The sequence below is a fragment of the Brevibacillus sp. AF8 genome, assembly GCF_021270385.1.
Classification (GTDB): Bacteria; Bacillota; Bacilli; order Brevibacillales; family Brevibacillaceae; genus Brevibacillus.
Window position 1 is genome coordinate 661,597 of the sequence record NZ_JAGQDN010000001.1, and the last position, 23,075, is coordinate 684,671.

The following is a 23,075-nucleotide window of genomic DNA, read 5'->3' on the forward strand; positions in this document are numbered from 1 at the left end:
AGTGATGAGATTAATCACTCATCGAAACCATCATTGTAGTCTACATATCTTACACGGTAAAACTACAGGGACCATTCGGGGTTCGTTCTTTGTCATTAAAGGAGAACATTAAGCGAAGACAGAAGAAAGGGGCTGATTGCCAGCCCCTCTTTCATTTCTTTTTCTCCAACTCCGCCTTTAATCTTGCATTCTCTTCCAACAGCTTTTGAACGTCCGGGACATCCTTGCCGGAAAACCAGCCATACAAATCGTCTCTTGCTGCATACTCTGGCAATTGATCACGAAGTACCATTTTAATGTGCCGTACATCTTCAACATAGTAGATAGGAATTTGTTCCATGACCGATTGCTTAAACTCTTGAAATTTCTGATAATATTCAATTGCTGCGAAGTCGTAAGGCTTTTGTCTTAATGCTTCATCTGTGACAACAAAAGCAAATCTAGGTTTGCCCGCTTCTCCGGCATACTCATATTCCCATTGCGTATAGCTCTTGGATTCATCAGGAAGTGTTAAACCATAGAATCCTCCGAGAATCAGGATATATACATCGGACTCGTCGATCCATCTCTTCCTAATTTTCATTGGACTTTCCTTGAAAAATTGCTCGACTCCAGCAGGGATATGACCGGCTTGGAGTACGGCTTCAACAGCGGTATGTCTTTCCTCAATAAGATCGTAGTAAGTAGACGATATGTATATTTGTAATTTTTTTCTCATAAGCCCACCCATATTAAGAAATAGTATAAATAAAATCTACCACTCACTCACTTTATTTGTCAAAATTGACTGATGTTTTCATGCAGCAAGGTTGCACCTGTGCCATATGCCACTATAAACAGTTCTAGGCGCTTGAGTCTCCATGCTATTCTCTTCCCCCATGTATAAGCGTAATGTTGTGTTACAACGGGTCTAGAAGGAATTCATTTTTATTTGCTTGGAAAAACTACGTTAGAAAGGAGTGCTTCGATGACTAACCAAAAAGAAACGAAAGATCAAAGCGATAAAAAGGGTATATTTCAGTCAGATGTCGACTACGTCGAGGCGTTGGAACAGTCGCTCCCCGCCGGAGCAAGTGAGGAATTTGGACCAGACATTGGGATTCCGTCGAATTATGAAGCGAACCAATCTGGGACCAAGGTAAGTCTAAGCGGCTTTGAAGTAAGCAAGCATATTGGTAGACTGTAACCCTCGAGATTCGGGGATTTTCTTTCTCACACCAGTATTATAAGCAAGGAATGTAAAAACAGATGAAGGAGTGATTAGAATGACTCAATTCGATGTTGGATTGGTTCACAGGCTAGCTGACCAAATGGAGGGTCTTGCTTCGAATATTAAAAAGCATGTAAACTCCCCAAATGAACTAAGCGAGGACATAAAACAGATGAAGAGTATCCTCAATGGTTTTCAAACGCTAACCAATTCGTCTGAAGATAGTGGAACCTATCCAATTGCAAAGGATAACGATGTAAGATAAGGCGCTAGATTGTAAAGGTAGTTAGAATCCCCATCAGCCATCACTGCACCCGTGAGGCATCAAACTCCTGGGTGCACTTTACTATATGGAATAATTTCTTTCCTTCATGCTTGTTTGTTAACAGGATCGCGGCGCCCTCCAGCTTCCATCCAATCATTTACTGAGTTGAAAGCGAAGTGCTGGTTTTCGTGAACTTAATGATCCGAGTCGAGATGCTGGTAATGTACCTTCGCGTACCATAATGTAGATCGTGTCAGAAGAAATATTCAGGTATTTGCTGCTTCATTAACAGTTAACCACTTTTCAATTGCAGGCTCGTCCCCATCCTTTCTAGTAATCTCCGTATCAACATCTGTACCAACCTATCATCCTCTAATAGTTGCTGAATTATTACTTCGAGAATATCTACGGATTTGTTCAATTATATTCACCTTTTAAAATTATGTAACTGACCTTATCCGCAGTTTATTGGTGGTGGAAAACAGTTCGTTTATTTATCCGATTACATGGATCGATACTAAATGAAAAAAAGCTTACATCAAAAAAAGTTGATTTAATTATTGCATCTTCTTGGTAATCATACATATAATAAATGCATCAAGAAAAATTGATGAATGAGGTCGTAATCCATGAATGACATCAAGCATAATTTGGAGCTATATGAGAAAAAATTCAAAGCTCTCGCCGATCAGAAACGTTTAGAAATTATGTATGAGCTTTGCCAGAGAGGTAAAACATGCGTGTGTGACCTTACCGAGGTTTTTGACATGCCTCAATCAAAGTTATCTTACCATCTCAAAATCTTATTGGACGCTAATCTGATTATGAAAGAGACAAGAGGCACATGGAGTTACTATGATTTAAATGATGGTGAAGTGAATCATCTGTTATCGGAAGAGCTTTGCTGTATTTTCAGGAAAACAGGTAAAGGAAGCTGCTGCTAATTTTTTTTAGACCTTACATCAACTTTTTTTGATTAATAGTTTTTAATTAAAGGAGGATTATGAAATGAAGTATGTACATGTTGGCGTTAACGTTACCACTCTGGAGAAATCTATTGAGTTCTATCAGAAGGTTTTTGGAGTTAATCCTGTAAAGGTAAAACCTGATTATGCTAAGTTCTTGCTTGAAACCCCAGGACTAAATTTCACATTGAATGTTCGGGATACAGTAAGTGGAAATCAGGTTAACCACTTCGGATTCCAGGTTGAAACTGCAAATGAAATCCTAACTCATAAGGAAAGACTAGAAAAAGAAGGCTTTTTCGCTCGGGACGAGATGGATACGACATGTTGTTATGCTGTGCAGGATAAATTTTGGGTTACTGATCCAGACGGTAATGAGTGGGAATTTTTCTACACAAAGTCTGACAGTGACATTCATAAAATCGAATCCACATCCTGCTGCGTAGATTCAAAAACAGAAGCAACCAATTCTTGCTGCTAAGACAAAGTGGGAGGCCCAATGAAACAATTATCATTTTTAGATCGCTTCTTGACCCTTTGGATCTTTCTTGCTATGGCAGTAGGGATTATTATCGGAACTTTCTTTCCTACTTTCACAAATGGATTAAACAGCTTACAAATTGGTACAACATCCATACCGCTTGCCATTGGCTTAATCCTAATGATGTACCCCCCTTTAGCAAAAGTTCGATATGAAGAAATGGGACGTGTCTTTAAAGACCTTAAGGTTCTTGTACTATCCCTTATTCAAAACTGGGTGATAGGCCCGGTTTTGATGTTTTTACTAGCCATCATTTTCTTGCCAGATAAACCAGAATATATGGTTGGGCTGATAATGATTGGGCTGGCACGATGTATCGCTATGGTAATTGTGTGGAATGACCTCGCAAAAGGAGATACAGAATATGTTGCGGGGCTTGTGGCTTTCAATTCTGTGTTTCAGATGCTTTTCTTTTCAGTATATGCCTATGTCTTTGTCACCGTAATTCCGGAATGGCTTGGGATTCAGGGGGCAGTCATTAGCATTACGATGGCGGAAGTGGCAAAATCGGTGTTTATTTACCTGGGTATTCCTTTTCTTGCTGGGATGCTGACACGCTTTACTATTGTAAAAGTGAAAGGCAGACAATGGTACGAGAAAGTGTTCATCCCAAAAATTAGCCCTATGACTCTGATTGCCTTACTCTTTACCATCATTGTCATGTTCTCAACACAAGGAGAAAACATCGTAAGCGTTCCTCTTGATGTTGTTCGCATCGCCATTCCACTTCTTATCTATTTCATCCTCATGTTCTTTATCTCATTCTATATGGGGAAAAAGATTGGCGCAAATTATCCCGTTACTACGACGCTTGCTTTCACAGCAGGCAGTAATAACTTTGAATTAGCTATCGCTGTGGCAGTCGGCGTGTTTGGGATTCAATCAGGCGCCGCCTTTGCAGCCGTCATCGGTCCTCTTGTTGAAGTACCTGTGATGATTGCATTGGTTTATGTAGCTTTATGGTTCAAGCGCAAGTATTTTGCCAGCATTTCCTAATTGAAGCTGAAAAGGTGGGTACATCATGGAAAACAAAAACAAAAAAACAATCTACTTTTTATGTACAGGAAATTCTTGCCGAAGCCAAATGGCAGAAGCATGGGGAAAGAAATACTTGGGCAACAAGTGGAACGTCTTTTCAGCTGGTATTGAAGCCCATGGGGTCAATCCAAATGCCATTCAAGCGATGAAAGAAGTTGGCATAGACATTTCCAGTCAAACATCTGATGTCATTGACCCTGATATATTGAACAATACGGATCTCGTCGTGACATTATGCAGCCATGCAGATTCCGTTTGTCCAGCTACTCCTTCTCATGTAAAACGCGTCCATTGGGGATTTGACGATCCTGCGGGAAAAGAATGGTCTGAGTTTCAACGAGTTCGTGATGAAATCGGCGCTCGCATTAAGAGTTTCAACGAGACCGGAGAATAAATTTAATATTAGAGAGACCATTAAGATTATATTAAGAGCCGAGCTACCTTGCGGCTCTTTTTTCTTTGGCAGGCGAGGCTACCCCTAGACATTACCGAAGCATTAATTGGGCTGTACACCGTCTTGCCTCCGTTCATCTCAATTACCGATGTGTTAAGCTCGAGACTCAATCGCTTCAATTTAGCATCTAGCTCCCCTTGCCTCCTGGAATACCAGGCTCATACCTTCCTCCGCTTGCTACAAGACACACACCTATTCCGACCTAATAACATACCATACAAAAAATATGACTTAGGAAGGAACTAACATGATATTTCATGAATATTCCCTGCCTCATTATTGGGCTCGCTCTGTTAACCACCCCATTTATCGTGACGAAAATTCCTTTACGCAAACTCCAATTTTAATCCATCTTTCCTCACCCCCGGATCAAGGGGCAAAGTATTTCTCTAGCTTTATTTCAGCAGCATATTGGCAACGTCTCGGTATCCAAACCACTATGTTTTTTAATGGAGAGGGGGTAAATGGCTTGGTGAAAGGAAGGCTTGTTAAAATGATCGGTAGTCCTAATACCGAACAAACTGTCACTCAACAATTAGGCATGGAAATTCCACAATTTCTTTACGGTGACAATCCAAAGAATATATTAGAATGGGCCCTAACATTTGTTCGTTTCGGTGGTCGTGTAGCCTATTGTGGAACAACCAATACATGGGTAGGGAATGCAATGGACTGGGAAGACAGATCTAATATGGAACGATTTGCAATCCCCTTAAATCTCCATCAGGTTGCCAGCCTTTTATCGAACCAGGAAATGAAGTATATAGCCTTTTAAGTTATATATTACACAACGTTGTTTCTAAGCCGTTTCGGTAACGAAAACGGCTATTTGCGTTTCTTCATTAAACATTTTGTAAAGCGATTGAGCTCGTTTTCTTTCCTCCTAAAGTTTCGGATGGTACTATTTGGTCCATAAAGGAGGGTTGATACGATGCTAAAGAATTGGTTCTCCATTGGAGGTTTATTGGTTGGTCTTAGTGGATCATTGATGTCATTAATTGTTTGCTATGACTATATTTTTTGTGAGTCCTTTAAAGGTCTCGACTTCTTGCTATTTTTGCTGATCTTGCTTCCTGCCATTTGCGCTTTAGTTACGTCCTTTGTAGCCGCACCGTTAATCTTGGTACCTTTTATTTGGTCGTTACCGTTCAGTACTTATCTGTGTATTGCATCAGATGTAGAAAAATCCCTCGCACCTACAGGCACAAGGGGTTTCGCTTATTAGTAAGCAGTCATGTATTGCTCGCGCTCCCAGTCATGAACGCGTGTGCGCAACATATTCATGGCTTGCAATCGGTTTTAATACTCCTTAGAAACCCCATAAAATCAATCCTTTCACCTACTGTTATTTCAAATGACATCAAAGCTTTTCATCATTTTGTGGGTGCGTTTGTGGGTGTGCTATACATGTAGAAAAGCCCGATATAATGCTGCTTAGAGCCCTTCAACGTTGGAGGGCTCTTGTCTTCATTTAGTATTTGTTTTCTCTTTTATGCTTATTTGTTAACAGGATTACGAACCCCTCCCGCTTTCATCCAAGCAGTTTATCTAATGAGTTGAAAGGAATCACGCTCGCTGCTTCCTGACATGGTGGATCCAGATCTCCGGCATATGCAATTCCAGTTATATGAATTAATTGGAAATATATGTTATAATAATTCCGCATTGAAAATTGCGTTAAATATACTGGAGGGAAAAGAATGAATATTAAGAAGCTTTCTGTCGCAACTGTCTTACTTAGCAGTTTAGTAGTATCTGGAGCTGGTTCTGCCTTCGCAGTATCTCAAGGTGAGCCTATTAAAATAGGTAAACTAAAAATTGTTGAACATGTATATGAGAACCCAGTAGAATATGATTTTACAGATGTCCTAACAAAGAATGATTCATCTAAGATTGGTCCCTTAGGCAATGATATGACTGGCAAAGTGTATGAACAGTCTAAGAAGGACCTATACAAATCAAAATCTTATGAAGCTGATATTGAGAACGATAGTAACGAGAACGATACATTTTCACGGAAGGTTACAAGAAAAACATTTTTGACAGGAAAAGTAGGTGCGGAAGCCGAGTCGAAAGTCAACTGGAGAATAATAGAGGGAAAAGTAGGGATTAATGCTGAAATTGCATTTGGAAAAGAAGACGTTATAGAAACAACCCATAGTTGGGTCATACCAAAGCGTACGATTACAACCGTTGAATACGGCTCAAAAGCCGTAAAAACAACTGGAAACATAGTCGAATATTTTCAAGGCAGAGTAGTAGATTCTAACTACGTTAACGTCAAATACTCGTATAAAGAGTATTCCAGTAAAAAATCAAAAGATCTATGATCCGACCTCTCCATATCATTCTCCTTCTGTTCTTGGTTCTTCTTAGTGGCTGTAGCGAGGCAGTAACAGTCCCTAAAGAGAAGTCATATGTAAGCGTCTACGATTATTTCGAAGAAATTACAGGGGAGAATTTAAAAACATCTGTGCTTCAAATAACAAAAAACGGTAATTCCGCAGAACTCACGTTACGAATCTTAATTTCGGACGATTTGAGAGAAAAAATGATGCATACTGAAAAACCCATTTACTTTTCGTTTGCAGATATGCCAGGTAACGAGACCATTAAAAATTTGCTTGCAGAGTCTCCTTCACTCGTTCAAATTAAGTTAAACAGTAAAGAGAATCGGTATACGATTTCGCAACAGCTAAAGCTAAAAGAAAATTTGACAGAAGCTGATAACCAGGCACTATTGTCTCCTGCTAATTACCGATTTCAGGTCATAAACGAAGAAGAGCTCTCTGTAGCTAGTTTTATGGGTTTAGAATATTCGCTACTTCCTGAAGATAATCAGAAGTAGAATCGCTGGCTACGAATTGTACCTCGTGGTCAAATAAAGTATTTGTTTCGTGTACCCGCAAATTCCGCATACGAATCACAGTAAAAATCCCGTCTCCTCAAAACAGGGACGGGTTAGCTATTTCTTGAATACATTCTGGTATATCGTTTTTTGGACTGCCAACCATTGCTGGAACAGGGTAGGCTTTCATCTGTTCGTGATCATATGGTACAAGCAGTGATTGTAACGAGTCAGCATCGAACTTTTCGCGATCAAGCCATGCTGATTCGTCCTGTTAACGCAATATCACAGGCATGCGATTGTGGAGGTCCTTGACCACTTCGTTTGGTTTGGTAGTGATGATTGTACAAGTGTGGAGTTTATTACCTCCTGGACTCATCCAGGTATCAAATAGGCCAGCAAAAGCAAACGGTTCCCCTGTCTTCATCATGATCCGCATCGGTTGTTTCCCTGACTCACGCTGCTCCCATTCATAAAATCCATCTGCTGGTACAATGCATCGTTTCCTCTCAAACAACCGGCGAAAGGCTGCTTTTCAGTGAGCGTCTCAGCGCGCGTTTTTAACCTTTATGCTTAAAAGTATGGAGAATTCCCTCATTTCAATGGATATCTATATCAAGTAGTAGTTTATATCAAGTATTTTATTATAGGATACCCCGGTATGATTTCTAGCAAAATGAAGTAGTACCAACGTCGCTGTCACCAAGTACAAACGTATGAGTTGTTATATTAGGAATTACTGATAACCTCGTTTTACTCGTTTTGTGCTTCGGTGATTGCGAGCTTTGAATATACGGAATACGGTTATAGGAGAGCGTCGTCGATGCCCTGCTTTTTCAGCTAAGTCAGCATACCCTTAATCCACTGATTGAACCACCGGATGCCGTGATGCCATGCTGGACAATACAAACACAGCAATGATGGCGATGAGTACGCCGAGTACGCCGAACCAGGTAATGGATGCTAAAGAAACACGGTTAACGATCAGCCCGCCGATTCCTGCGCCGACAGCCATGGCAAGCTGCATCATGGAACTGTTCAAGCTCAGCATGACGCCCGTGGATTCAGGAACAAGCGAAACTAGGTTAAATTGCTGCGCGGGAGCGGATGACCAAGCGGCAAAAGACCAGAGGATCAAAATGGCGAATACGGCAATGACCGACTGTCCGACTAAGGATAGCAAAATTAACGAAATGACATGAAGCACCATCCCAGAAACGAGCGTGTATTTGATGCCCTGTTTATCCGCACTGTAGCCGCCTACTTTCGAGCCAATCAAACTGGCAACGCCGAACACGAACAGAGCTGCGCTAATCAATGATTCATTCAAATGAGTCACCTCTAGCAGAAAAGGGGATAAGTAAGTATAGGCGAGTGAATATCCTCCCAACCAGAAAAAAGTAATCGCTAAAGCAACCAAAACCTGAGGTTTTTTTAACAAAGCAAATTGTTTGATCAGAGGGACAGGCTTGTCACCCTGCATACGTGGTATAACAGCAGCAATGACAAGCATGGCCAAGCCCCCGACAATCGCGATGGCCAGAAATACCGTTTTCCAGCCAAAAGCAGAGGCTACCAGTCTCCCCAGCGGAACGCCGATGATGAGCGATGCGGTAATCCCCATGGTGACGTTCGCGATGGCGCTGGCCTGCTTACCTGGCGGAGCGATTTTGGCTGCGATACTGAGCGCGTTAACTGTGACCACCCCGGCGCCTAACGCCGTAATGATTCTCGCGGTAATGAAGAAACCAAAGCCGGACAATATAAATGTCAGCAGGTTCGCGGCAATAAAGAGGCCCAGCGAATAAAGTAGGAGCTTAAGCCGGTCCATTTTGGCCGTCAGCGCCATCAAAATAGGAGTACCAATTGCATAGGCCAGGGAATAAACCGTAATGAGCTGACCTGCTGCTGCAACGTTTGTTCCCAATGTCTCTGCGATTCGGTCTAATATTCCGGAAACGATGTAATTGGATGTTCCAACTAAAAAGCTGATCAAGGCTAGAACGTAAACTTTCCATGTGCTCTTCATAATTCACTCTCCTGATGTGTTTTATATAACTACATTTTTGTCGATAACGAAAAAGCCACGGCTGCATGTTAGCAGCTGAAGGAGCCAGCGCGGGGATTGCCGTAATGTTTCGGTCTATTCCTCTCGCGAAATCTTGATCTCGGGATCATAGCTATGGATCGACAGGCGTTATCGAATAATTTCAAAAAAAGTTGGTGCTCCCTCATTTGCGACGGTTGTGAAACCGACATGGTTCTCTCCTCCTTTTGAAAAAACGGCATTCAGCACTTTGTTTCAATACAACATTAGTTGCTTGAACAACACTTGTTGTATTTGTATGCTATAATATCAACCGAATGGTAGGCAATCAGCAATAACCATAAACCGTTGTATAGACAACACCATTTCTATAATGTCGTTTTACTGGGGAGATCTTAACCATGACAATTAAAAAGAATGAAGCTGATCCTCGTGTGATACGTACACGGCGACTCCTTCAAGACGCTTTTGATTCATTAATTCAAGAAAAAGACTTTGAATCGATAACCGTTAGGGATATTGCAGAGCGAGCTACTGTTAACAGAGCGACTTTTTATGCGCACTTTGTAGATAAATTCGAAATTCTTGAGGCCAGACTAATGGAATCATTTATGACAATCATAAATCGTAGAATAAGCGGTCACGAAGTATTGAATGAAGAAACAATTCAGAGTATTTTTCTCGGGGTATGCGAATTTCACGAGGGTCTAAGCACTATGTGCAAAAGAAGAAATACATCCCTTGTACCTGTATTCGAAATTCAAATAAAGGAAAAAATTCAAACGATACTTCTTTCCTTTATAGACAAAGACAAGATGCTATCGACTCCAAACGCGCAATTTTTAATAAATACGGCTTCTATCATGTTAAGTTGGGGAATGTATGGGGCTGCTTACGTTTGGAACAATGAGGGGCGTCTAATAAGTGCGGAATCATTCGTTAAACAGTCTTTACCCTTAGTAATGAACGGAGCCAAAGAACTGCTGGGTTAGCTCCTTTCGCTATTGCTCTGCCCTGCCCATTTTGTGTATGACAATTAAACCATCCTGCCATCCTTGTATGCTGTACGACGATCTGGCCTCAATCTCGTAATACACTTAAACGATTGAACATTCCCTCTATCCCTATTCACTCTCTCAGACACACTCACGCAGTTCTTTTATTGGAAACTGGAACTGATATATGAATACATCCAAGAACGATTAGGCCATGGTAGCATCCAGATCACCTCGGATGTGTATGCCCACATCTCAAAGAAAATCGAATTAGATAACATGGACAAGTTTGAAAGCTACATGGAGAGTGTGTACTCAGAAAAAAACAGTGGGCAAATCGTGGGCAAAAATGTTAAACCTCCAAAAAAATGAAATTTGCCCACCAAATAGAAAAAACCCCTCGCACCTACAGGCACAAGGGGTTTCGCTTATTAGTAAGCAGTCATGTATTGCTCGCGCTCCCAATCGTGAACGCGTGTGCGGAACATATCCCACTCAATTTCTTTCGCTTCAATAAAGTGTACCAATGCATGCTCGCCCAATGCTTCACAAATCACCGGATCTGCTTTCAGGCACTCGATTGCTTCCTTCAAAGTAGCAGGCAAGTTCTCGATTCCGTTTGCTTCGCGGTCTTGCTCGGTCATCACGTAGATGTTGCGATCGATAGCAGGTGGTGGTGTAAGCTTGTTTTTGATTCCGTCCAAACCAGCTTTCAGCATCACTGCCAACGCCAAGTATGGGTTCGTTGCAGGGTCTGGGCTGCGCACTTCAATACGCGTGCTCAAACCTCTGGAAGCAGGGATACGGATCAATGGAGAGCGGTTTTTCGCAGACCACGCTACGTAGCAAGGAGCCTCGTAACCAGGAACCAAACGCTTGTAGGAGTTTACGAGCGGGTTCGTGATCGCAGTAAAGCTGCGCGCATGTTGCAAAATACCTGCCAGGTAATGCTTCGCTGTTTGGCTCAGTCCCATTACATCGGACTCGTCATAGAAAGCATTTTCTTTCCCACGGAACAGCGATTGGTTCGCGTGCATACCGGAACCAGCTACACCGTACAGCGGTTTTGGCATGAAGGTCGCATGCAGACCATGCTTTTGCGCGATGGTTTTAACAACCAGTTTGAACGTCAAGATTTGGTCAGCGGCTTGGAGTGCATTTGCATACTTGAAGTCGATTTCGTGTTGACCAGGAGCTACCTCGTGGTGAGATGCTTCCACTTCAAAGCCCATTTTTTCCAGCGTCAATACGATATCACGGCGGCAGTTTTCACCGGAGTCGAGTGGAGCAAAGTCGAAGTATCCGCCTTGGTCGTTCAAATCCAGCGTAGGCTCACCTTTTGCGTCCAGCTTGAACAGGAAAAACTCAGGCTCTGGACCTACGTTGAAAGCTGTGAAGCCCATTTCTTCGGCTTCTTTCAAGGCACGCTTCAGGATGTAGCGCGGGTCTCCTTCGAACGGAGAGCCATCTGGCATGTGGATATCACAGATCAGACGTGCAATTTTACCAAACTCATTGCCCCACGGGAATACAACCCATGTATCCAGATCAGGCACCAGGTACATGTCGGACTCCTCGATGCGAACGAAGCCTTCGATGGAAGAACCATCAAACATCATTTTGCCATCGAGTGCTTTTGGCAATTGGGACAGCGGGATTTCTACGTTTTTAATGATCCCCATCAGGTCGGTAAACTGCAGTCGAATATACCTTACGTCCTCTTCTTTGGCCATGCGCATGATGTCTTCTCTTGTAAACTTGCTCACATTTCTCTCCTCCAGTCTCTATTTCGGCTTTCTATCTAGTGGAAGAAGCGGGAAAGCTCTCCACGTATCAATGCACCCTCGCCATGGCGAGTGGCATCGCGATACATAATCTGTTGCCTTAGGAGCTGATGCAGCTCTTTGTCGGACATGTCCTTGCGTTTCTCTTCGGACGTCGTGGTAATCTCTGTTTGTTCCATAGCAGGCTCTTGCATTTGCAGGACTTGCTTGATCCCTGCAATATTCAGTCCTTTTTCAATCAGAGCCTTGATCTCCAACAAGCGATCTACGTCGTTGAAAGAAAAGAGCCTCTGCTTCCCTTCTGTGCGGGCGGGCTGAATCAGGTCGTTTTGTTCGTAATAACGGATTTGCCTCGCAGTGAGATCCGTCAGCTTCATGACGATCCCAATGGGAAAGAGGGCCATATTCCGGCGAAGGTCATCACTCATGACTTGTCCCTCCTGTTTCGTATTTCTTAGCCTTATTCTATTTTATAACAAAATCCCTGTCAATAGATGTTAGATAATATTACACGAAAAGTTATGTACAGTTTTCTTACATAAAAAAACGACATCCTCCATCATCCAGAGAATGCCGCCATTCCTTGCGTTTTTACCCTATTCACCCGGTATTTCGAGTAAGCCTTTTTCCAACATCCCATTCAGCGCCGTCAAAATCCCCACTTTTACGTGCGAGTACGTCAAACCACCTTGAACGAACCCCAAGTACGGTGGACGAATCGGACCATCTGCCGAAAACTCGATGCTCGCCCCTTGAATAAACGTACCGGCTGCCATAATCACAGGATCAGCGTATCCAGGCATTTCGCTTGGATACGGAGTGACGTGGGAATCGACTGGTGCTGCTTTTTGTATCCCTTGGCAAAACGTGATCAACCGTTCAGCACTGCCGAATTCCACGGATTGAATCAGGTCGGTTCGCGGTTCATGCCACAGTGGATTTGTTTTGAAGCCCAAACGCTCCAGCATTGCCGAAGAGAATACCGCTCCCTTGAGAGCTTCTCCCACGACATGTGGAGCCAAGAAAAAGCCTTGGAACATCTCCAGTAGCGAGTAGAGCGATGCGCCCCCCTCTGCGCCAATTCCCGGTGCTGCCATCCGATACGAAGCAAGCTGAACCAAATCCTCGCGTCCTACTATATAACCGCCTGTTTTGACCAAGCCGCCACCCGGGTTTTTGATGAGAGAGCCAGCCATGATGTCTGCACCTACGTGCAATGGCTCCTGCTCCTCCGTGAACTCTCCGTAGCAGTTGTCTACAAATACGATCAGATCAGGCTTGATTTCTTTTACAACCCGAATCATCTCTTGGATTTTCGCGATGGTGAAAGAAGGACGGTCTGCATAGCCTCGCGAACGTTGAATCCCAATGACCTTCGTCTTAGGCGAAATCGCTTGTGCAACTGCCACAAAATCAATTTCTCCTTCTAGTGTCAAAGGCACGTAGCTATAACCGATGCCGTAATCCTTGAGCGAACCTTGCCCTTCGCCGCGCACACCTACTACCTCTTCAAGCGTATCGTACGGTTTGCCCGTAATATAGAGAAGATCGTCGCCCGGACGAAGAATGCCAAACAAAGAAATCGCAATCGCATGTGTACCCGAGATGATATGGTTGCGCACCAAAGCCGCTTCTCCACCGAATACTTCGGCGTAAATCGATTCTAACGTTGCCCGTCCAGAATCATCGTAGCCATATCCTGTGGATGTTGAAAAATGAAATTCATTGACCTCGTGCTTTTGGAAGGAACGCAATACTTTCAGTTGATTCGTATCCACCAAAGCGGAAATTTGACGATGTCTCTCTGAGATCGTCGCTTCCACCTCCATCACGAGGGGACGAAGCTTTTCTCCATGGGAAAAATATGAAAACATCTGTTACTTACCAACTCTCTTCAACAGTCTCTGGTTTATCCAGGAGGAAAGGAACAATCTTTCCGTATATCGGATTTTCCTTGTTCACACGGACGGTGATCAAGTAGGCCGCTTCCTCTTCATTAAACTCTTGTTCCATCTCTACCCCATCCCGATGCAGGAGGGAGAGAATATCTCCGCGCTCGACAGGAACGCGCAGCTTCATTTCATTAAAGGATTGCAGCGCAAATGACTCAATCCGGGTGAGCAGTTGCTTCAGGTCATCATCCCGCATGGCAGAAATCAAAATCGATTCTTCTGCACGCGGCAAATAAGAGCCTTCTGCAAGCATGTCTGCCTTGTTGAAAACGACTAGCTGCGGAATTTCTTCTGCTTTTAGCTCGCGCAAGATCTTGTCTACGACTTCCATGTGTACTTGGAAATCAGGGTGATGACTATCCACCACATGCAGGATGAGGTCTGCTTCCTTTACACCTTCCAGCGTCGAACGGAATGCAGCAACCAGACTCGTTGGCAAGTCTTGAATAAAGCCAACCGTATCCGTCAATAGCACATCCAGTCCGCTCGGCAACTCCAATTGCCTGGTCGTCGGGTCCAAAGTGGCAAACAGTTTGTCTTCCTGCAGCGTGTTTGCATTCGTAAGCTTGTTGAGGATCGTCGACTTCCCGGCGTTTGTATAACCGACCAACGCAATCTGGAACACGTTGTTTTTCTTCCGACGTTCCCGATGCAATTGTCTCGTCCGAACAGTATCCTCTAATTGCTGCTTAAGTTCACTGATGCGCTTGCGAATATGACGTCGGTCACTTTCCAGCTTGGTTTCACCTGGGCCGCGTGTACCGATACCGCCTCCGAGTCGGGAAAGCTGTTTCCCTTGCCCGGCAAGCCGCGGCAGCAAGTAGTTGTACTGCGCCAGCTCTACCTGGATTTTCCCTTCACGCGACTGTGCACGTCCTGCGAAAATATCCAAAATGAGCTGCGTGCGATCAATCACTTTGCAATCAAACACTTTATCCAAATTACGAGTCTGACTCGGAGACAACTCATCATTGAAAATGATGACGTCCACATCAAGCTCTTCAGCCCTCTGCGCGATTTCATCAATTTTTCCAGTCCCCAAATACCAGGCAGAATCAACCCTGTCCCGATTTTGCGTGATGACGTCCAGTACTTCTACACCAGCAGTATCAGCCAGCTCATGCAACTCTTCCATGGAAAGACGGGTTCTTTCTTCATCCCGGTTATCTAAATAGCAACCAACCAGTATGGCTGTTTCTTGCGTTTTGATCAGATCGTTCACCGATTCACGCCCCTTCACGACTATCATACCACATTTTGCCCAAAACGTTACGGCAGTGGGGCATGCCAACTGAAATCAACATATGTCATGGGTTACCCGCCGCTTTCTCTGAGAAAATCTCCTTGACGAAAAGCGGAATCACTTTGCTAATTGCTTTGCGAAGTTCCTTGTCATCATATCCATCAGGCAAGGTATCCTCCTCTTCCTTGAGGAGATCTTCATGAAATCAATCAATTTGTAGGTTTGGTAAAGTCCTTTGTTTTGGAAGATTATATCATATTGTAGAATTTTGAACGGCATTCCTTGATGAAAACAGAACGACCATCACTCTTCGCTAACGGAGTAATGGTCGTTTATCTACTGATCCCATTTATGCGAAATCTTCTGGCTTTCACAACAACCCCTTCAAAGACTTCTCCTATTCAATCTCTCGCGTAAAAATTGGCAGGTTTTCCGATGTTCCTGAGTATACTTTCTGTATGAAGGTCAAGGCAGGTGAAACATGTGAAGCAAGCAGGAGCTATTCCTCAAACGGAGGTGCTCGAATCTTCAAGTAGTAATAATCGAATTCAAGTTGTATTCAATCGACCAGTAAGTGTTAAGCAGCTAAATACTTTACCTGAAATAGTGCGCACCACGTCGAGTTCAAATTTAACAACTGTTTTTGAAGAACTAGAAAGTCTGATTGGCTTACATGAAGCCAAGAAAACGATTTATGAAATTTATGCGCTCATCAAAATGAATAAAGCAAGGGAGCGACACGGACTTAAAGTTGAGAAGCAAGTATTCCATATGGTTTTTAAAGGAAATCCCGGTACTGGGAAAACAACAATTGCACGCCTTTTCGGAAAGATTTTTAAGGAAATGGGTGTTTTAACGAAGGGCCATCTAACTGAAGTTGAACGTGCAGATCTCGTTGGTGAATTCATTGGGCACACGGCACAAAAGACACGTGATCTTGTTAAGAAAGCCATGGGAGGAATCCTATTTATCGATGAGGCTTACTCATTAGCTCGCGGCGGTGAAAAAGATTTTGGAAAAGAGGCTGTCGATTGCCTTACAAAATGCCTTGAGGACTTTGGCAATGATTTCGTTTGTATAATTGCCGGGTACAATGATGAAATCGATACATTTCTTGAGTTAAATCCGGGACTGCCTTCCCGTTTTCCCGTCCACATCAACTTTGCTGATTATGAGGTGGATGAGTTGATGGAAATTGCAAATGTAATGGCAAAGAACAAGGAGTATAGAATCTCTGCTGAAGCAAGTGAAAAACTGAGAAGAAGACTGATAACAGTAACGAGTGATCCGTTTCAAGTAAATTTCAGTAATGCAAGATATGTACGAAATAATATTGAAAAGGCAATACGTGTGCAAGCGGTTAGATTGCTGAAAATTCCTGACCCAACCCGTGATGATTTAATGAATTTGAAGTCTGAGGATTTTTCCATTTAGAAACAATAAAATCCCTCATATCATATTGAGGGATTCTACTTTTTCAACCTGAGCCTGTCCAAGGCGAAGCAGAGCACCACGATTCCAAGCAGTGATCCAGAGAGAAACGGGACGACTTGCTGCATAGGATGGACGAAGGGTGAAATTCCTTTTACCACGAATGCGTGCAAAAAGACCGTCACGATACCAAACAACCCTACACCAAACCAGAACAACCATTTTTCCAAGACAGGTACTTGTCTCATGACGATCTGTCTGTTTTTCCGCGCCCTTTGTCCAATAACATACAAAATGGCCAACCCGCCGAGAAGGGTACTACCATGCTGCAGCAGTTTGTAAACTGGGACTTGATAATGAGCGATCAAGAGGGATTGTTGCAAGAACAAAAAGTGGTCAACCATACGACCACCGTCATGGGTGAAGGCATCCCATGCGATATGACTCAGACTACCGAGTATCGCGGAGTATATAAATACAATTGTTGTTCGCCACGCTGGCATTCCGCTCCCATTGTTTGTGTAGTTGAGCCCTCGTCCCATCCACTCCGGCAAACGTGCAAGCAACGGCTTTTTGACCACGTGCTGGTACAAAAACGCTAATAGGATCGCGATTGGCAAATCAACCAGCCACAATCCGGGCATGGTGTGACTGTACACACTGAATGGCTGCATCCGCAAGAAATACTCAAAATCGGGTGCGATACTGCCGAAAACGAGGGCAGAGAACGAAAACCACTTGCATTTGCGTAACGGTAGAACAATAGCCGGATGAGCAAAAGTAAAAGGCATGCGCTTACTCCCTTTTCTTGATTAGAGCGGCAATAGATTGGCAACTACCTGCTTGCCGCTTACTTGAATCCCTTTATCCTGTTTTCCACAATGATTCAGATCTTTGATGAGCTGCTCAAGTAATCGCTTGGCTTCCTGATTTTCCTTTTTCTCCAGTTTTACAATCAATTGCACAGCATCCCCAGATAAAAGAATTCGTTCTGCCTGTCTTTTTTTCGTATCGTAATCATGGTCTTCGATGTAGGCACTTAGACGAATTTCTTTTACTTTTACGCCTTTTACTGCTTTTCGGTTTTTGGCGTTTTCTTTGATTAGCTGTTCCTTATAATTCGTTCGATTCACTAACTGACAAGGCGGCGGACTCGAAGCCAAAGAAAGACAGACCAGGTCCACTCCCTGTTCTTTTGCCATTTGAAGCGCTTCTTTTGTGGAGATGATTCCAAGATCTTCTCCGTTTACTCCTGTTAATTGTACGACTGCCGCTTTTATTTTTTCATTCAGGATCATCTTGATCTCACCTAACCTGTTCATTCGATTTTCAAGGACATTATTACTTCTCCAAAGAATGCAGCGTATCCTTCCAAAGCTCGTACATGCAAATCATTTTCATGACGAAGACGCATCGTTTTTGTATAATAGGACAAGGTGTGAACTTACGGACGTCTTTAACAGAATATTCATTAGCAAACTAATTAATTGGGGGTACTTTGGTGGAGTTTAGTTATGCAACCGCATTAACCCATTCTGCGTCGCATGTGATGAAATTGCATCGGCAAAATGTAGAATTTCTGATTCAAAAATACGACGTCTATCCCGGTCAGCCTATACTCTTGATGCGCTTGATTGAAAAAGATGGAATGATCCAAAGAGAATTGGCCCGGAAAATCGGGGTAAAGCCCGCTACGCTTACCGTCATGATTAATCGGATGGCCAAATCGGGACTTGTCGAGCGCCGAGCAGACGAACGGGACCAACGTATCTCCCGCGTTTATCTTACCGACAAAGGTCGGATGGCTACCAAACATGTCAAAGAAGTATTACGCGTCATTGAGGAAAACTGTTTCATCGGATTCTCTGAGGAAGAAAAGGATGTGTTGCGTGGCTTGCTCGATCGCATGCACAGCAACCTCCAAGCTTTTTACTCGCAAAATACGCAGCCCACTTCTGCGTTGTAAAAAGCTTCTTTTCCGGAAAAATAATGAGAAAGGTTTGACAGCTTGCCGTGAATAAACTAGCAAAAGAACTTGATTCCACGTCCCTTACCGGCAACAAATCAGGCCGACTGTGGATGGCTGCGATACTAGGATCGCTTTCTGCATTCGGCCCACTATCCTTAGATATGTATTTACCTGCACTTCCTATGCTTGCCGATGATTTGCAAACGAGCACCTCCATGACCCAACTCAGTTTGACAGCATGCATGCTCGGCCTGTCCATTGGTCAATTGTTCGCGGGGCCGATCAGCGACGTACGCGGTCGAAGAATCCCTTTGATTATTGGACTCATTTTGTATGCCGTCTCTTCCTTTTTATGTGCGGTAGCTCCCTCTATTTATACGTTCGTCTTGCTTCGCTTCGTACAAGGTCTTGCGGGTTCTGCTGGAATTGTTATCGCTCGCGCTACGGTTCGCGATTTGTACGCGGGGACAGAACTGACGAAGTTTTTCGCCCTCTTGATGCTTATTAACGGGATTGCTCCGATTGCGGCACCTATCCTAGGGGGACAAATTCTGGAATTCACTACCTGGCACGGCGTGTTTGTCGTCTTGGGCCTGATCGGCGCTATCATGTTCCTCGTCGTGCTGCTTGCTCTTCCAGAAACATTGCCACAAGATCGCCGATCCAAGGCGGGAATCGGCAACACACTGGCGACGTTTGGCACCTTGTTAAAGGATCGCGTTTTCATGGGTTACGCCATGGCACAGGGGCTGGTGACTGCTGCTATGTTTGCCTACATCGCCGGTTCTCCATTTGTTTTTCAAAAAATATTTGAAGTGTCTCCACAAACGTTTAGTCTCATTTTCGCGATTAATGGGGTAGGTATTATTATTGCGAGTCAAATCACAGGGAAGCTTGCAGGGAAAGTGAAAGAAACTTCCTTGTTCATTGCAGGGATTACCATTGCCGGGGTCGGCGGAATCCTCCTTCTGGCAATGATTCTCCTACAAGCTGGTCTTATTGCTGTGCTCGTTCCCTTATTCTTTGTCGTATCCAGCGTAGGGATTGTCGGGGCAACAGGCTTTTCTCTCGCCATGCAAAATCAAAGCAAGGCGGCAGGAAGCGCATCTGCTCTTCAGGGGCTTCTCTCCTTCATTAGCGGCGGCATTGTCGCGCCACTTGTGGGAATCAGCGGCGAACATACAGCAGTACCAATGGGGATCATCATTGCTCTTTCTACGATCGGCGCCATTGTCTGCTACGTAGTTATGGTTCGCCGGAGTTCTTGAGCGTCGTGATCAATTCACCACTTGCAAACATACGTTCTGTGCATTACAATCAAATTATAGGCAATAATAGTAAGTGGATTTGACAAGTTGGTCATATGAAAACCAAGGGAGATGTTGACACATGGCATTGCGTTTGATTCCTTACATCGTTTTGGATGGTACTGCTGGTGACGCGATTAGCTTTTACGAGGGTGCGTTAGGTGCTGAAGTGCTGTTCAAGCAAACCTTCGGTGAAATGCCGGAAAATCCGGAGTTCCCATTACCAGCAGAAGCCAAGAATCGTATCGGACATGCTACTATTCGCGTTGGTGAAACTGAACTGATGTTTTCCGATACCTTCCCAGGACAACCGCATCAGCTTGGTGATCAAGTGACCATTTGCATCTCGACCGATGATAAAGAGCAATCGCATAAGATTTTTGATGCCCTCCAAGAAGGCGGTCAAGTGATTATGCCTCTGCAAGAGACGTTCTTCAGCCCGGCATACGGCAATGTGAAGGACAAGTTCGGCATCACGTTCCAAATTTACACGAATAATCATCGCATGGAGTAATGTGAAAGCCCTGTTCGCTTCAACAGCGTCAGGGCTTTTTTTATTGATACTTTTTGCGTTGAAGGTATTTCCACCTCTGATTGATGAGAAATGCACTAATGAAACAGGATGCGCCAGAGTACCAAACAGCAGAAAATAAAATCATCCCCCACGTATTCTCTCCGGACTCAGAACTCCAAAATCCATCCACTGAAGTCGAAATGAACAGAATGATGGCCGTGGTCGTCAATATCCTGCGATAAAAGTACGTTTTGTAATCAGCATCATTATTGATTTCCATCATCCCTACCCTCATTCGAGCCAAATTATAAAAAAGAACCAGGATCACATGTATCCTGGCTGTTGGTGTTACTTCGCTTACTGTTGGTTGTTCTCCTGAGACATGAGCGATACAGGGCGTTGCGGAGTGAAAGTGGAGATCGCATGCTTGTATACTAATTGTTGCTTGCCTTCGCTATCAATCACAATCGTGAAATTATCGAATGCTTTAATATACCCGCGCAATTGAAATCCGTTCACAAGGTAAATGGTAACCGCGATGTTTTCTTTCCGCAAATGATTCAAGAACGTATCTTGAATGTTGATCGTCTGTTTCATGTACACTACCCCCTAAAAGGACTTGTATGTTATATATTCGGCAATTGTTGAAACTTTCCTGCCAATATTCGCTTGATAGTTTCCACGTTATTCCTCTGTTCAGCTGGATCAGTCATGTCAAACCATTGAATTTCTTCCATGCGACGGAACCAGGAGAGTTGGCGTTTGGCAAAATGCCGCGTTCGCTGCTGTATGTCATTCACCGCTTTTTCTAGGGTGATTTCTCCATACAGATAAGGAATGAGCTCTTTGTACCCCAAGCCTTGCATGGAGACCAGTGACGCGTCATAGCCAGCATCCAAAAGCTCCCTCACTTCCTCAACCAGTCCCGCTTCGATCATGAGTTCGACCCGGTGGTTGATTCGTTCATACAGCTTTGCGCGGTCCATCGTGAGACCAATCATCACCAAATCATAAGGGGAATGCTGCGCCCGCAGCTGAAAGTCGGACATTTTGTACCCGCTGCTTTCATAAATCTCCAGTGCGCGAATCACCCGCTTTACATCATTGGGATGCAAGCGTTCGGCTGTAATCGGATCGACATCGGCCAATCGGGCGTGTAGTGCTTCCACGCCTTCACTGTCAGCCAATCTTTGCAGTCGATCACGCAGCTCAGGGTCTTGAGAAGTGGTGGAAAACTGAAATCGATGGGTAACCGATTCTATGTACAGACCTGTTCCGCCGACGATAAACGGAAGTTTGCCACGTTGGTTGATGTCTGTAATCAATCCTGCGGCACTTTCCTGAAACATCGCAACAGAGTATTCCTCGTCTGGATTTTTAATATCAATGAGGTGATGCGGTATGCTCGCAAGCTCCTCAGGTTCTGCTTTTGCGGTGCCAATATCCATCCCACGGTATACTTGCATGGAATCTCCGGAAATAATCTCACCGTCGAACTGTTCGGCCAGCTCCAGACTAAGCTGGGTTTTGCCGACCGCTGTTGGGCCAATAATCACGACTAGCCTTTCTCTCTGTTGCAAGGTCACTCCCCTCCACCTATCTCTTTGTAGCTGTACACGACCTGCTGGCCGCGGGAGCGAAACGGCGTAAAACCAAAGCGCTCGTACATCCTACCTTCTTTTCCTTCTTTCATTACCACACGTTTTCTCGCAACTCGCTGCGCTTCCAAAACAGCCTCCTCGGAAAGAGCATCTGGATTGGCGAGCTCACGGACTCCGGCGATCCCCGACGAACTTTGTACAGTTACTTCGAACATGGGATCGAAATAAACGACATCGAAGGAACGGGCGGGCAGTCCTCTCAGTACTTCTAAATGGTTGCCACATCGCACCTCAATACGACGCATGGCTTGCTCCAATTCTTCCGCATCAGATGACCAGTGCCGTAACCCATCTTCTACCAAGATGGCTAGCAGTCGCTCTGATTCGATGCCAACGACTTTCCCATTTGCGCCAGTCGCATGCGAAAATACAATCGCATCTGCACCCAAACCCAAGGTGGCGTCCAACACTTCATCCCCTGGATGAATTTGGCAAGCAACAAGCATAGTATCAGTATCGCCGCGCATGAGCCGCTTTATACGAAAAGCAGATGTGTTCGGATGAAAAAAGAATGGTTTTTTTCCCGGCACTTCCAGACGTGCTCCGAGAGCGGAAACCACCAATACTTCTTCTACCCCATATCGCTTGCGCATTTGACCCAATGAAAAATCGCGTCGATTCACAACTTGTAGCCCCAATGTACTAGCCAATTCAGCTGCGTGACGCAAGGTTTCTTCACCAGGCTCAAGTCCTGTCGTAACAATCACGCCTTTGTTCCCTTCCTTACGTCTTCGCCCTTTTTAATAAGAACTGCTGTTCTAGAAAAGCGACTCGACGGTTTTTACATAAACGGTAACGATCATATTATTGTAAGCAGGATTAATTTGCCGGTCAAATAGAATCTGAACCAA

General features: G+C 44.1%; 29 protein-coding genes and 1 pseudogene. 17 read left to right on the forward strand and 13 right to left on the reverse strand.

The window, feature by feature from the left end:
• Window positions 1–151 precede the first annotated feature (151 nt).
• On the reverse strand, window positions 152–718 hold the full coding sequence (locus KB186_RS02510; protein ID WP_173607921.1) for a DUF4062 domain-containing protein: 567 nt from the start codon (window positions 716–718) through the stop codon (window positions 152–154).
• Window positions 719–967: 249 nt separating this feature from the next.
• Between KB186_RS02510 and KB186_RS02515 the strand changes: the two genes are divergently transcribed.
• Together KB186_RS02515 and KB186_RS02520 are read left to right on the forward strand one after the other, a co-directional pair.
• A complete protein-coding gene (locus tag KB186_RS02515; protein WP_173607922.1) occupies window positions 968–1,186 on the forward strand; it encodes a hypothetical protein in 219 nt (72 codons plus the stop codon).
• 79 nt (window positions 1,187–1,265) lie between these two features.
• On the forward strand, window positions 1,266–1,475 hold the full coding sequence (locus tag KB186_RS02520) for a hypothetical protein (RefSeq protein WP_173607923.1): 210 nt from the start codon (window positions 1,266–1,268) through the stop codon (window positions 1,473–1,475).
• A gap of 153 nt (window positions 1,476–1,628) precedes the next feature.
• Here the strand turns inward: KB186_RS02520 and KB186_RS28390 are convergent, their stop codons facing one another.
• Window positions 1,629–1,745: a MerR family transcriptional regulator gene (locus tag KB186_RS28390; RefSeq protein WP_173608370.1), complete on the reverse strand. Its 117-nt coding sequence runs from the start codon at window positions 1,743–1,745 to the stop codon at window positions 1,629–1,631.
• A 359-nt stretch (window positions 1,746–2,104) separates the two neighbouring features.
• On the opposite strand from KB186_RS28390, the gene arsR reads away from it, so the two are divergent.
• The 8 genes from arsR (at window position 2,105) to KB186_RS02560 (ending at window position 7,321) form a co-directional block, all read left to right on the forward strand.
• On the forward strand, window positions 2,105–2,419 hold the full coding sequence (gene arsR, locus KB186_RS02525; RefSeq protein ID WP_217366852.1) for an arsenical resistance operon transcriptional regulator ArsR: 315 nt from the start codon (window positions 2,105–2,107) through the stop codon (window positions 2,417–2,419).
• A 64-nt stretch (window positions 2,420–2,483) separates the two neighbouring features.
• Entirely contained in the window at window positions 2,484–2,921 is a 438-nt protein-coding gene (locus KB186_RS02530) for an ArsI/CadI family heavy metal resistance metalloenzyme (protein ID WP_173607924.1), read from the forward strand.
• An 18-nt stretch (window positions 2,922–2,939) separates the two neighbouring features.
• The gene (arsB, locus tag KB186_RS02535) at window positions 2,940–3,977 is read left to right on the forward strand and encodes an ACR3 family arsenite efflux transporter (protein ID WP_173607925.1); all 1,038 of its coding nucleotides are present in this window, start codon (window positions 2,940–2,942) and stop codon (window positions 3,975–3,977) included.
• Window positions 3,978–4,002: 25 nt separating this feature from the next.
• Complete coding sequence (arsC, locus tag KB186_RS02540; RefSeq protein ID WP_173607926.1) at window positions 4,003–4,413, forward strand: arsenate reductase (thioredoxin); 411 nt, start codon at window positions 4,003–4,005, stop codon at window positions 4,411–4,413.
• A 307-nt stretch (window positions 4,414–4,720) separates the two neighbouring features.
• Window positions 4,721–5,248: a hypothetical protein gene (locus KB186_RS02545; RefSeq protein WP_173607927.1), complete on the forward strand. Its 528-nt coding sequence runs from the start codon at window positions 4,721–4,723 to the stop codon at window positions 5,246–5,248.
• 156 nt (window positions 5,249–5,404) lie between these two features.
• Window positions 5,405–5,698, forward strand: coding sequence for a hypothetical protein (locus tag KB186_RS02550; RefSeq protein WP_173607928.1), 294 nt, complete (start codon window positions 5,405–5,407; stop codon window positions 5,696–5,698).
• Window positions 5,699–6,173: 475 nt separating this feature from the next.
• A complete protein-coding gene (locus tag KB186_RS02555; protein ID WP_232773047.1) occupies window positions 6,174–6,803 on the forward strand; it encodes a hypothetical protein in 630 nt (209 codons plus the stop codon).
• Between the two features lie 143 nt (window positions 6,804–6,946).
• Window positions 6,947–7,321 carry a hypothetical protein gene (locus KB186_RS02560; RefSeq protein ID WP_232773048.1) on the forward strand — a complete coding sequence of 125 codons (375 nt, stop codon included), beginning with the start codon at window positions 6,947–6,949 and terminating at the stop codon, window positions 7,319–7,321.
• A gap of 274 nt (window positions 7,322–7,595) precedes the next feature.
• Here KB186_RS02560 and KB186_RS02565 read toward each other — a convergent pair whose 3' ends face one another.
• Together KB186_RS02565 and KB186_RS02570 are read right to left on the reverse strand one after the other, a co-directional pair.
• A complete protein-coding gene (locus KB186_RS02565; RefSeq protein WP_232773049.1) occupies window positions 7,596–7,838 on the reverse strand; it encodes an SOS response-associated peptidase in 243 nt (80 codons plus the stop codon).
• A 339-nt stretch (window positions 7,839–8,177) separates the two neighbouring features.
• Window positions 8,178–9,350, reverse strand: a complete 1,173-nt coding sequence (locus KB186_RS02570) for an MFS transporter (RefSeq protein ID WP_232773050.1) — start codon at window positions 9,348–9,350, stop codon at window positions 8,178–8,180.
• 419 nt (window positions 9,351–9,769) lie between these two features.
• On the opposite strand from KB186_RS02570, the gene KB186_RS02575 reads away from it, so the two are divergent.
• Both KB186_RS02575 and KB186_RS28525 read left to right on the forward strand, forming a co-directional pair.
• Window positions 9,770–10,360 carry a TetR/AcrR family transcriptional regulator gene (locus KB186_RS02575; protein ID WP_232773051.1) on the forward strand — a complete coding sequence of 197 codons (591 nt, stop codon included), beginning with the start codon at window positions 9,770–9,772 and terminating at the stop codon, window positions 10,358–10,360.
• Between the two features lie 104 nt (window positions 10,361–10,464).
• Window positions 10,465–10,735 (forward strand): annotated as a pseudogene (locus tag KB186_RS28525) (tyrosine-type recombinase/integrase); the annotation flags it as partial.
• A 59-nt stretch (window positions 10,736–10,794) separates the two neighbouring features.
• Here the strand turns inward: KB186_RS28525 and glnA are convergent.
• The 4 genes from glnA to hflX form a co-directional block, all read right to left on the reverse strand.
• Window positions 10,795–12,129, reverse strand: a complete 1,335-nt coding sequence (gene glnA, locus KB186_RS02580; RefSeq protein WP_047067708.1) for a type I glutamate--ammonia ligase — start codon at window positions 12,127–12,129, stop codon at window positions 10,795–10,797.
• A gap of 35 nt (window positions 12,130–12,164) precedes the next feature.
• On the reverse strand, window positions 12,165–12,575 hold the full coding sequence (locus KB186_RS02585; RefSeq protein WP_015891641.1) for a MerR family transcriptional regulator: 411 nt from the start codon (window positions 12,573–12,575) through the stop codon (window positions 12,165–12,167).
• A 168-nt stretch (window positions 12,576–12,743) separates the two neighbouring features.
• Window positions 12,744–14,021 (reverse strand): methionine gamma-lyase family protein, encoded by a 1,278-nt coding sequence (locus tag KB186_RS02590; protein WP_232773052.1) that lies wholly within the window; start codon window positions 14,019–14,021, stop codon window positions 12,744–12,746.
• Between the two features lie 7 nt (window positions 14,022–14,028).
• A complete protein-coding gene (gene hflX, locus KB186_RS02595; RefSeq protein WP_173607936.1) occupies window positions 14,029–15,321 on the reverse strand; it encodes a GTPase HflX in 1,293 nt (430 codons plus the stop codon).
• A 504-nt stretch (window positions 15,322–15,825) separates the two neighbouring features.
• On the opposite strand from hflX, the gene KB186_RS02600 reads away from it, so the two are divergent.
• Entirely contained in the window at window positions 15,826–16,776 is a 951-nt protein-coding gene (locus tag KB186_RS02600; RefSeq protein WP_173607937.1) for an AAA family ATPase, read from the forward strand.
• A gap of 35 nt (window positions 16,777–16,811) precedes the next feature.
• Here the strand turns inward: KB186_RS02600 and KB186_RS02605 are convergent, their stop codons facing one another.
• Entirely contained in the window at window positions 16,812–17,564 is a 753-nt protein-coding gene (locus KB186_RS02605; RefSeq protein WP_232773053.1) for a DUF4184 family protein, read from the reverse strand.
• Between the two features lie 21 nt (window positions 17,565–17,585).
• Entirely contained in the window at window positions 17,586–18,071 is a 486-nt protein-coding gene (infC, locus tag KB186_RS02610; RefSeq protein ID WP_232773054.1) for a translation initiation factor IF-3, read from the reverse strand.
• A gap of 200 nt (window positions 18,072–18,271) precedes the next feature.
• Here infC and KB186_RS02615 point away from each other — a divergent pair, with 200 nt between their 5' ends.
• The 4 genes from KB186_RS02615 to KB186_RS02630 all read left to right on the forward strand — a co-directional run bounded on the left by KB186_RS02615 (window position 18,272) and on the right by KB186_RS02630 (window position 20,805).
• Window positions 18,272–18,739, forward strand: a complete 468-nt coding sequence (locus KB186_RS02615) for a MarR family winged helix-turn-helix transcriptional regulator (protein ID WP_217366854.1) — start codon at window positions 18,272–18,274, stop codon at window positions 18,737–18,739.
• 47 nt (window positions 18,740–18,786) lie between these two features.
• On the forward strand, window positions 18,787–20,010 hold the full coding sequence (locus tag KB186_RS02620; protein WP_221869134.1) for a multidrug effflux MFS transporter: 1,224 nt from the start codon (window positions 18,787–18,789) through the stop codon (window positions 20,008–20,010).
• Between the two features lie 121 nt (window positions 20,011–20,131).
• Window positions 20,132–20,563, forward strand: coding sequence for a VOC family protein (locus KB186_RS02625; RefSeq protein ID WP_173607941.1), 432 nt, complete (start codon window positions 20,132–20,134; stop codon window positions 20,561–20,563).
• A gap of 98 nt (window positions 20,564–20,661) precedes the next feature.
• Window positions 20,662–20,805 carry a hypothetical protein gene (locus KB186_RS02630; RefSeq protein WP_221869135.1) on the forward strand — a complete coding sequence of 48 codons (144 nt, stop codon included), beginning with the start codon at window positions 20,662–20,664 and terminating at the stop codon, window positions 20,803–20,805.
• Window positions 20,806–20,920: 115 nt separating this feature from the next.
• Here KB186_RS02630 and hfq read toward each other — a convergent pair whose 3' ends face one another.
• Genes hfq through KB186_RS02645 form a run of 3 tightly spaced genes read right to left on the reverse strand, consistent with a single transcriptional unit; the run spans window position 20,921 to window position 22,931 of the window.
• Window positions 20,921–21,160 (reverse strand): RNA chaperone Hfq, encoded by a 240-nt coding sequence (gene hfq / locus KB186_RS02635; protein ID WP_007719110.1) that lies wholly within the window; start codon window positions 21,158–21,160, stop codon window positions 20,921–20,923.
• 29 nt (window positions 21,161–21,189) lie between these two features.
• Window positions 21,190–22,149 carry a tRNA (adenosine(37)-N6)-dimethylallyltransferase MiaA gene (gene miaA, locus KB186_RS02640; RefSeq protein ID WP_173607943.1) on the reverse strand — a complete coding sequence of 320 codons (960 nt, stop codon included), beginning with the start codon at window positions 22,147–22,149 and terminating at the stop codon, window positions 21,190–21,192.
• Entirely contained in the window at window positions 22,146–22,931 is a 786-nt protein-coding gene (locus KB186_RS02645) for a class I SAM-dependent methyltransferase (protein WP_173607944.1), read from the reverse strand. Before KB186_RS02645 ends, miaA begins: the two co-directional genes overlap by 4 nt.
• Between the last annotated feature and the right edge of the window lie 144 nt (window positions 22,932–23,075).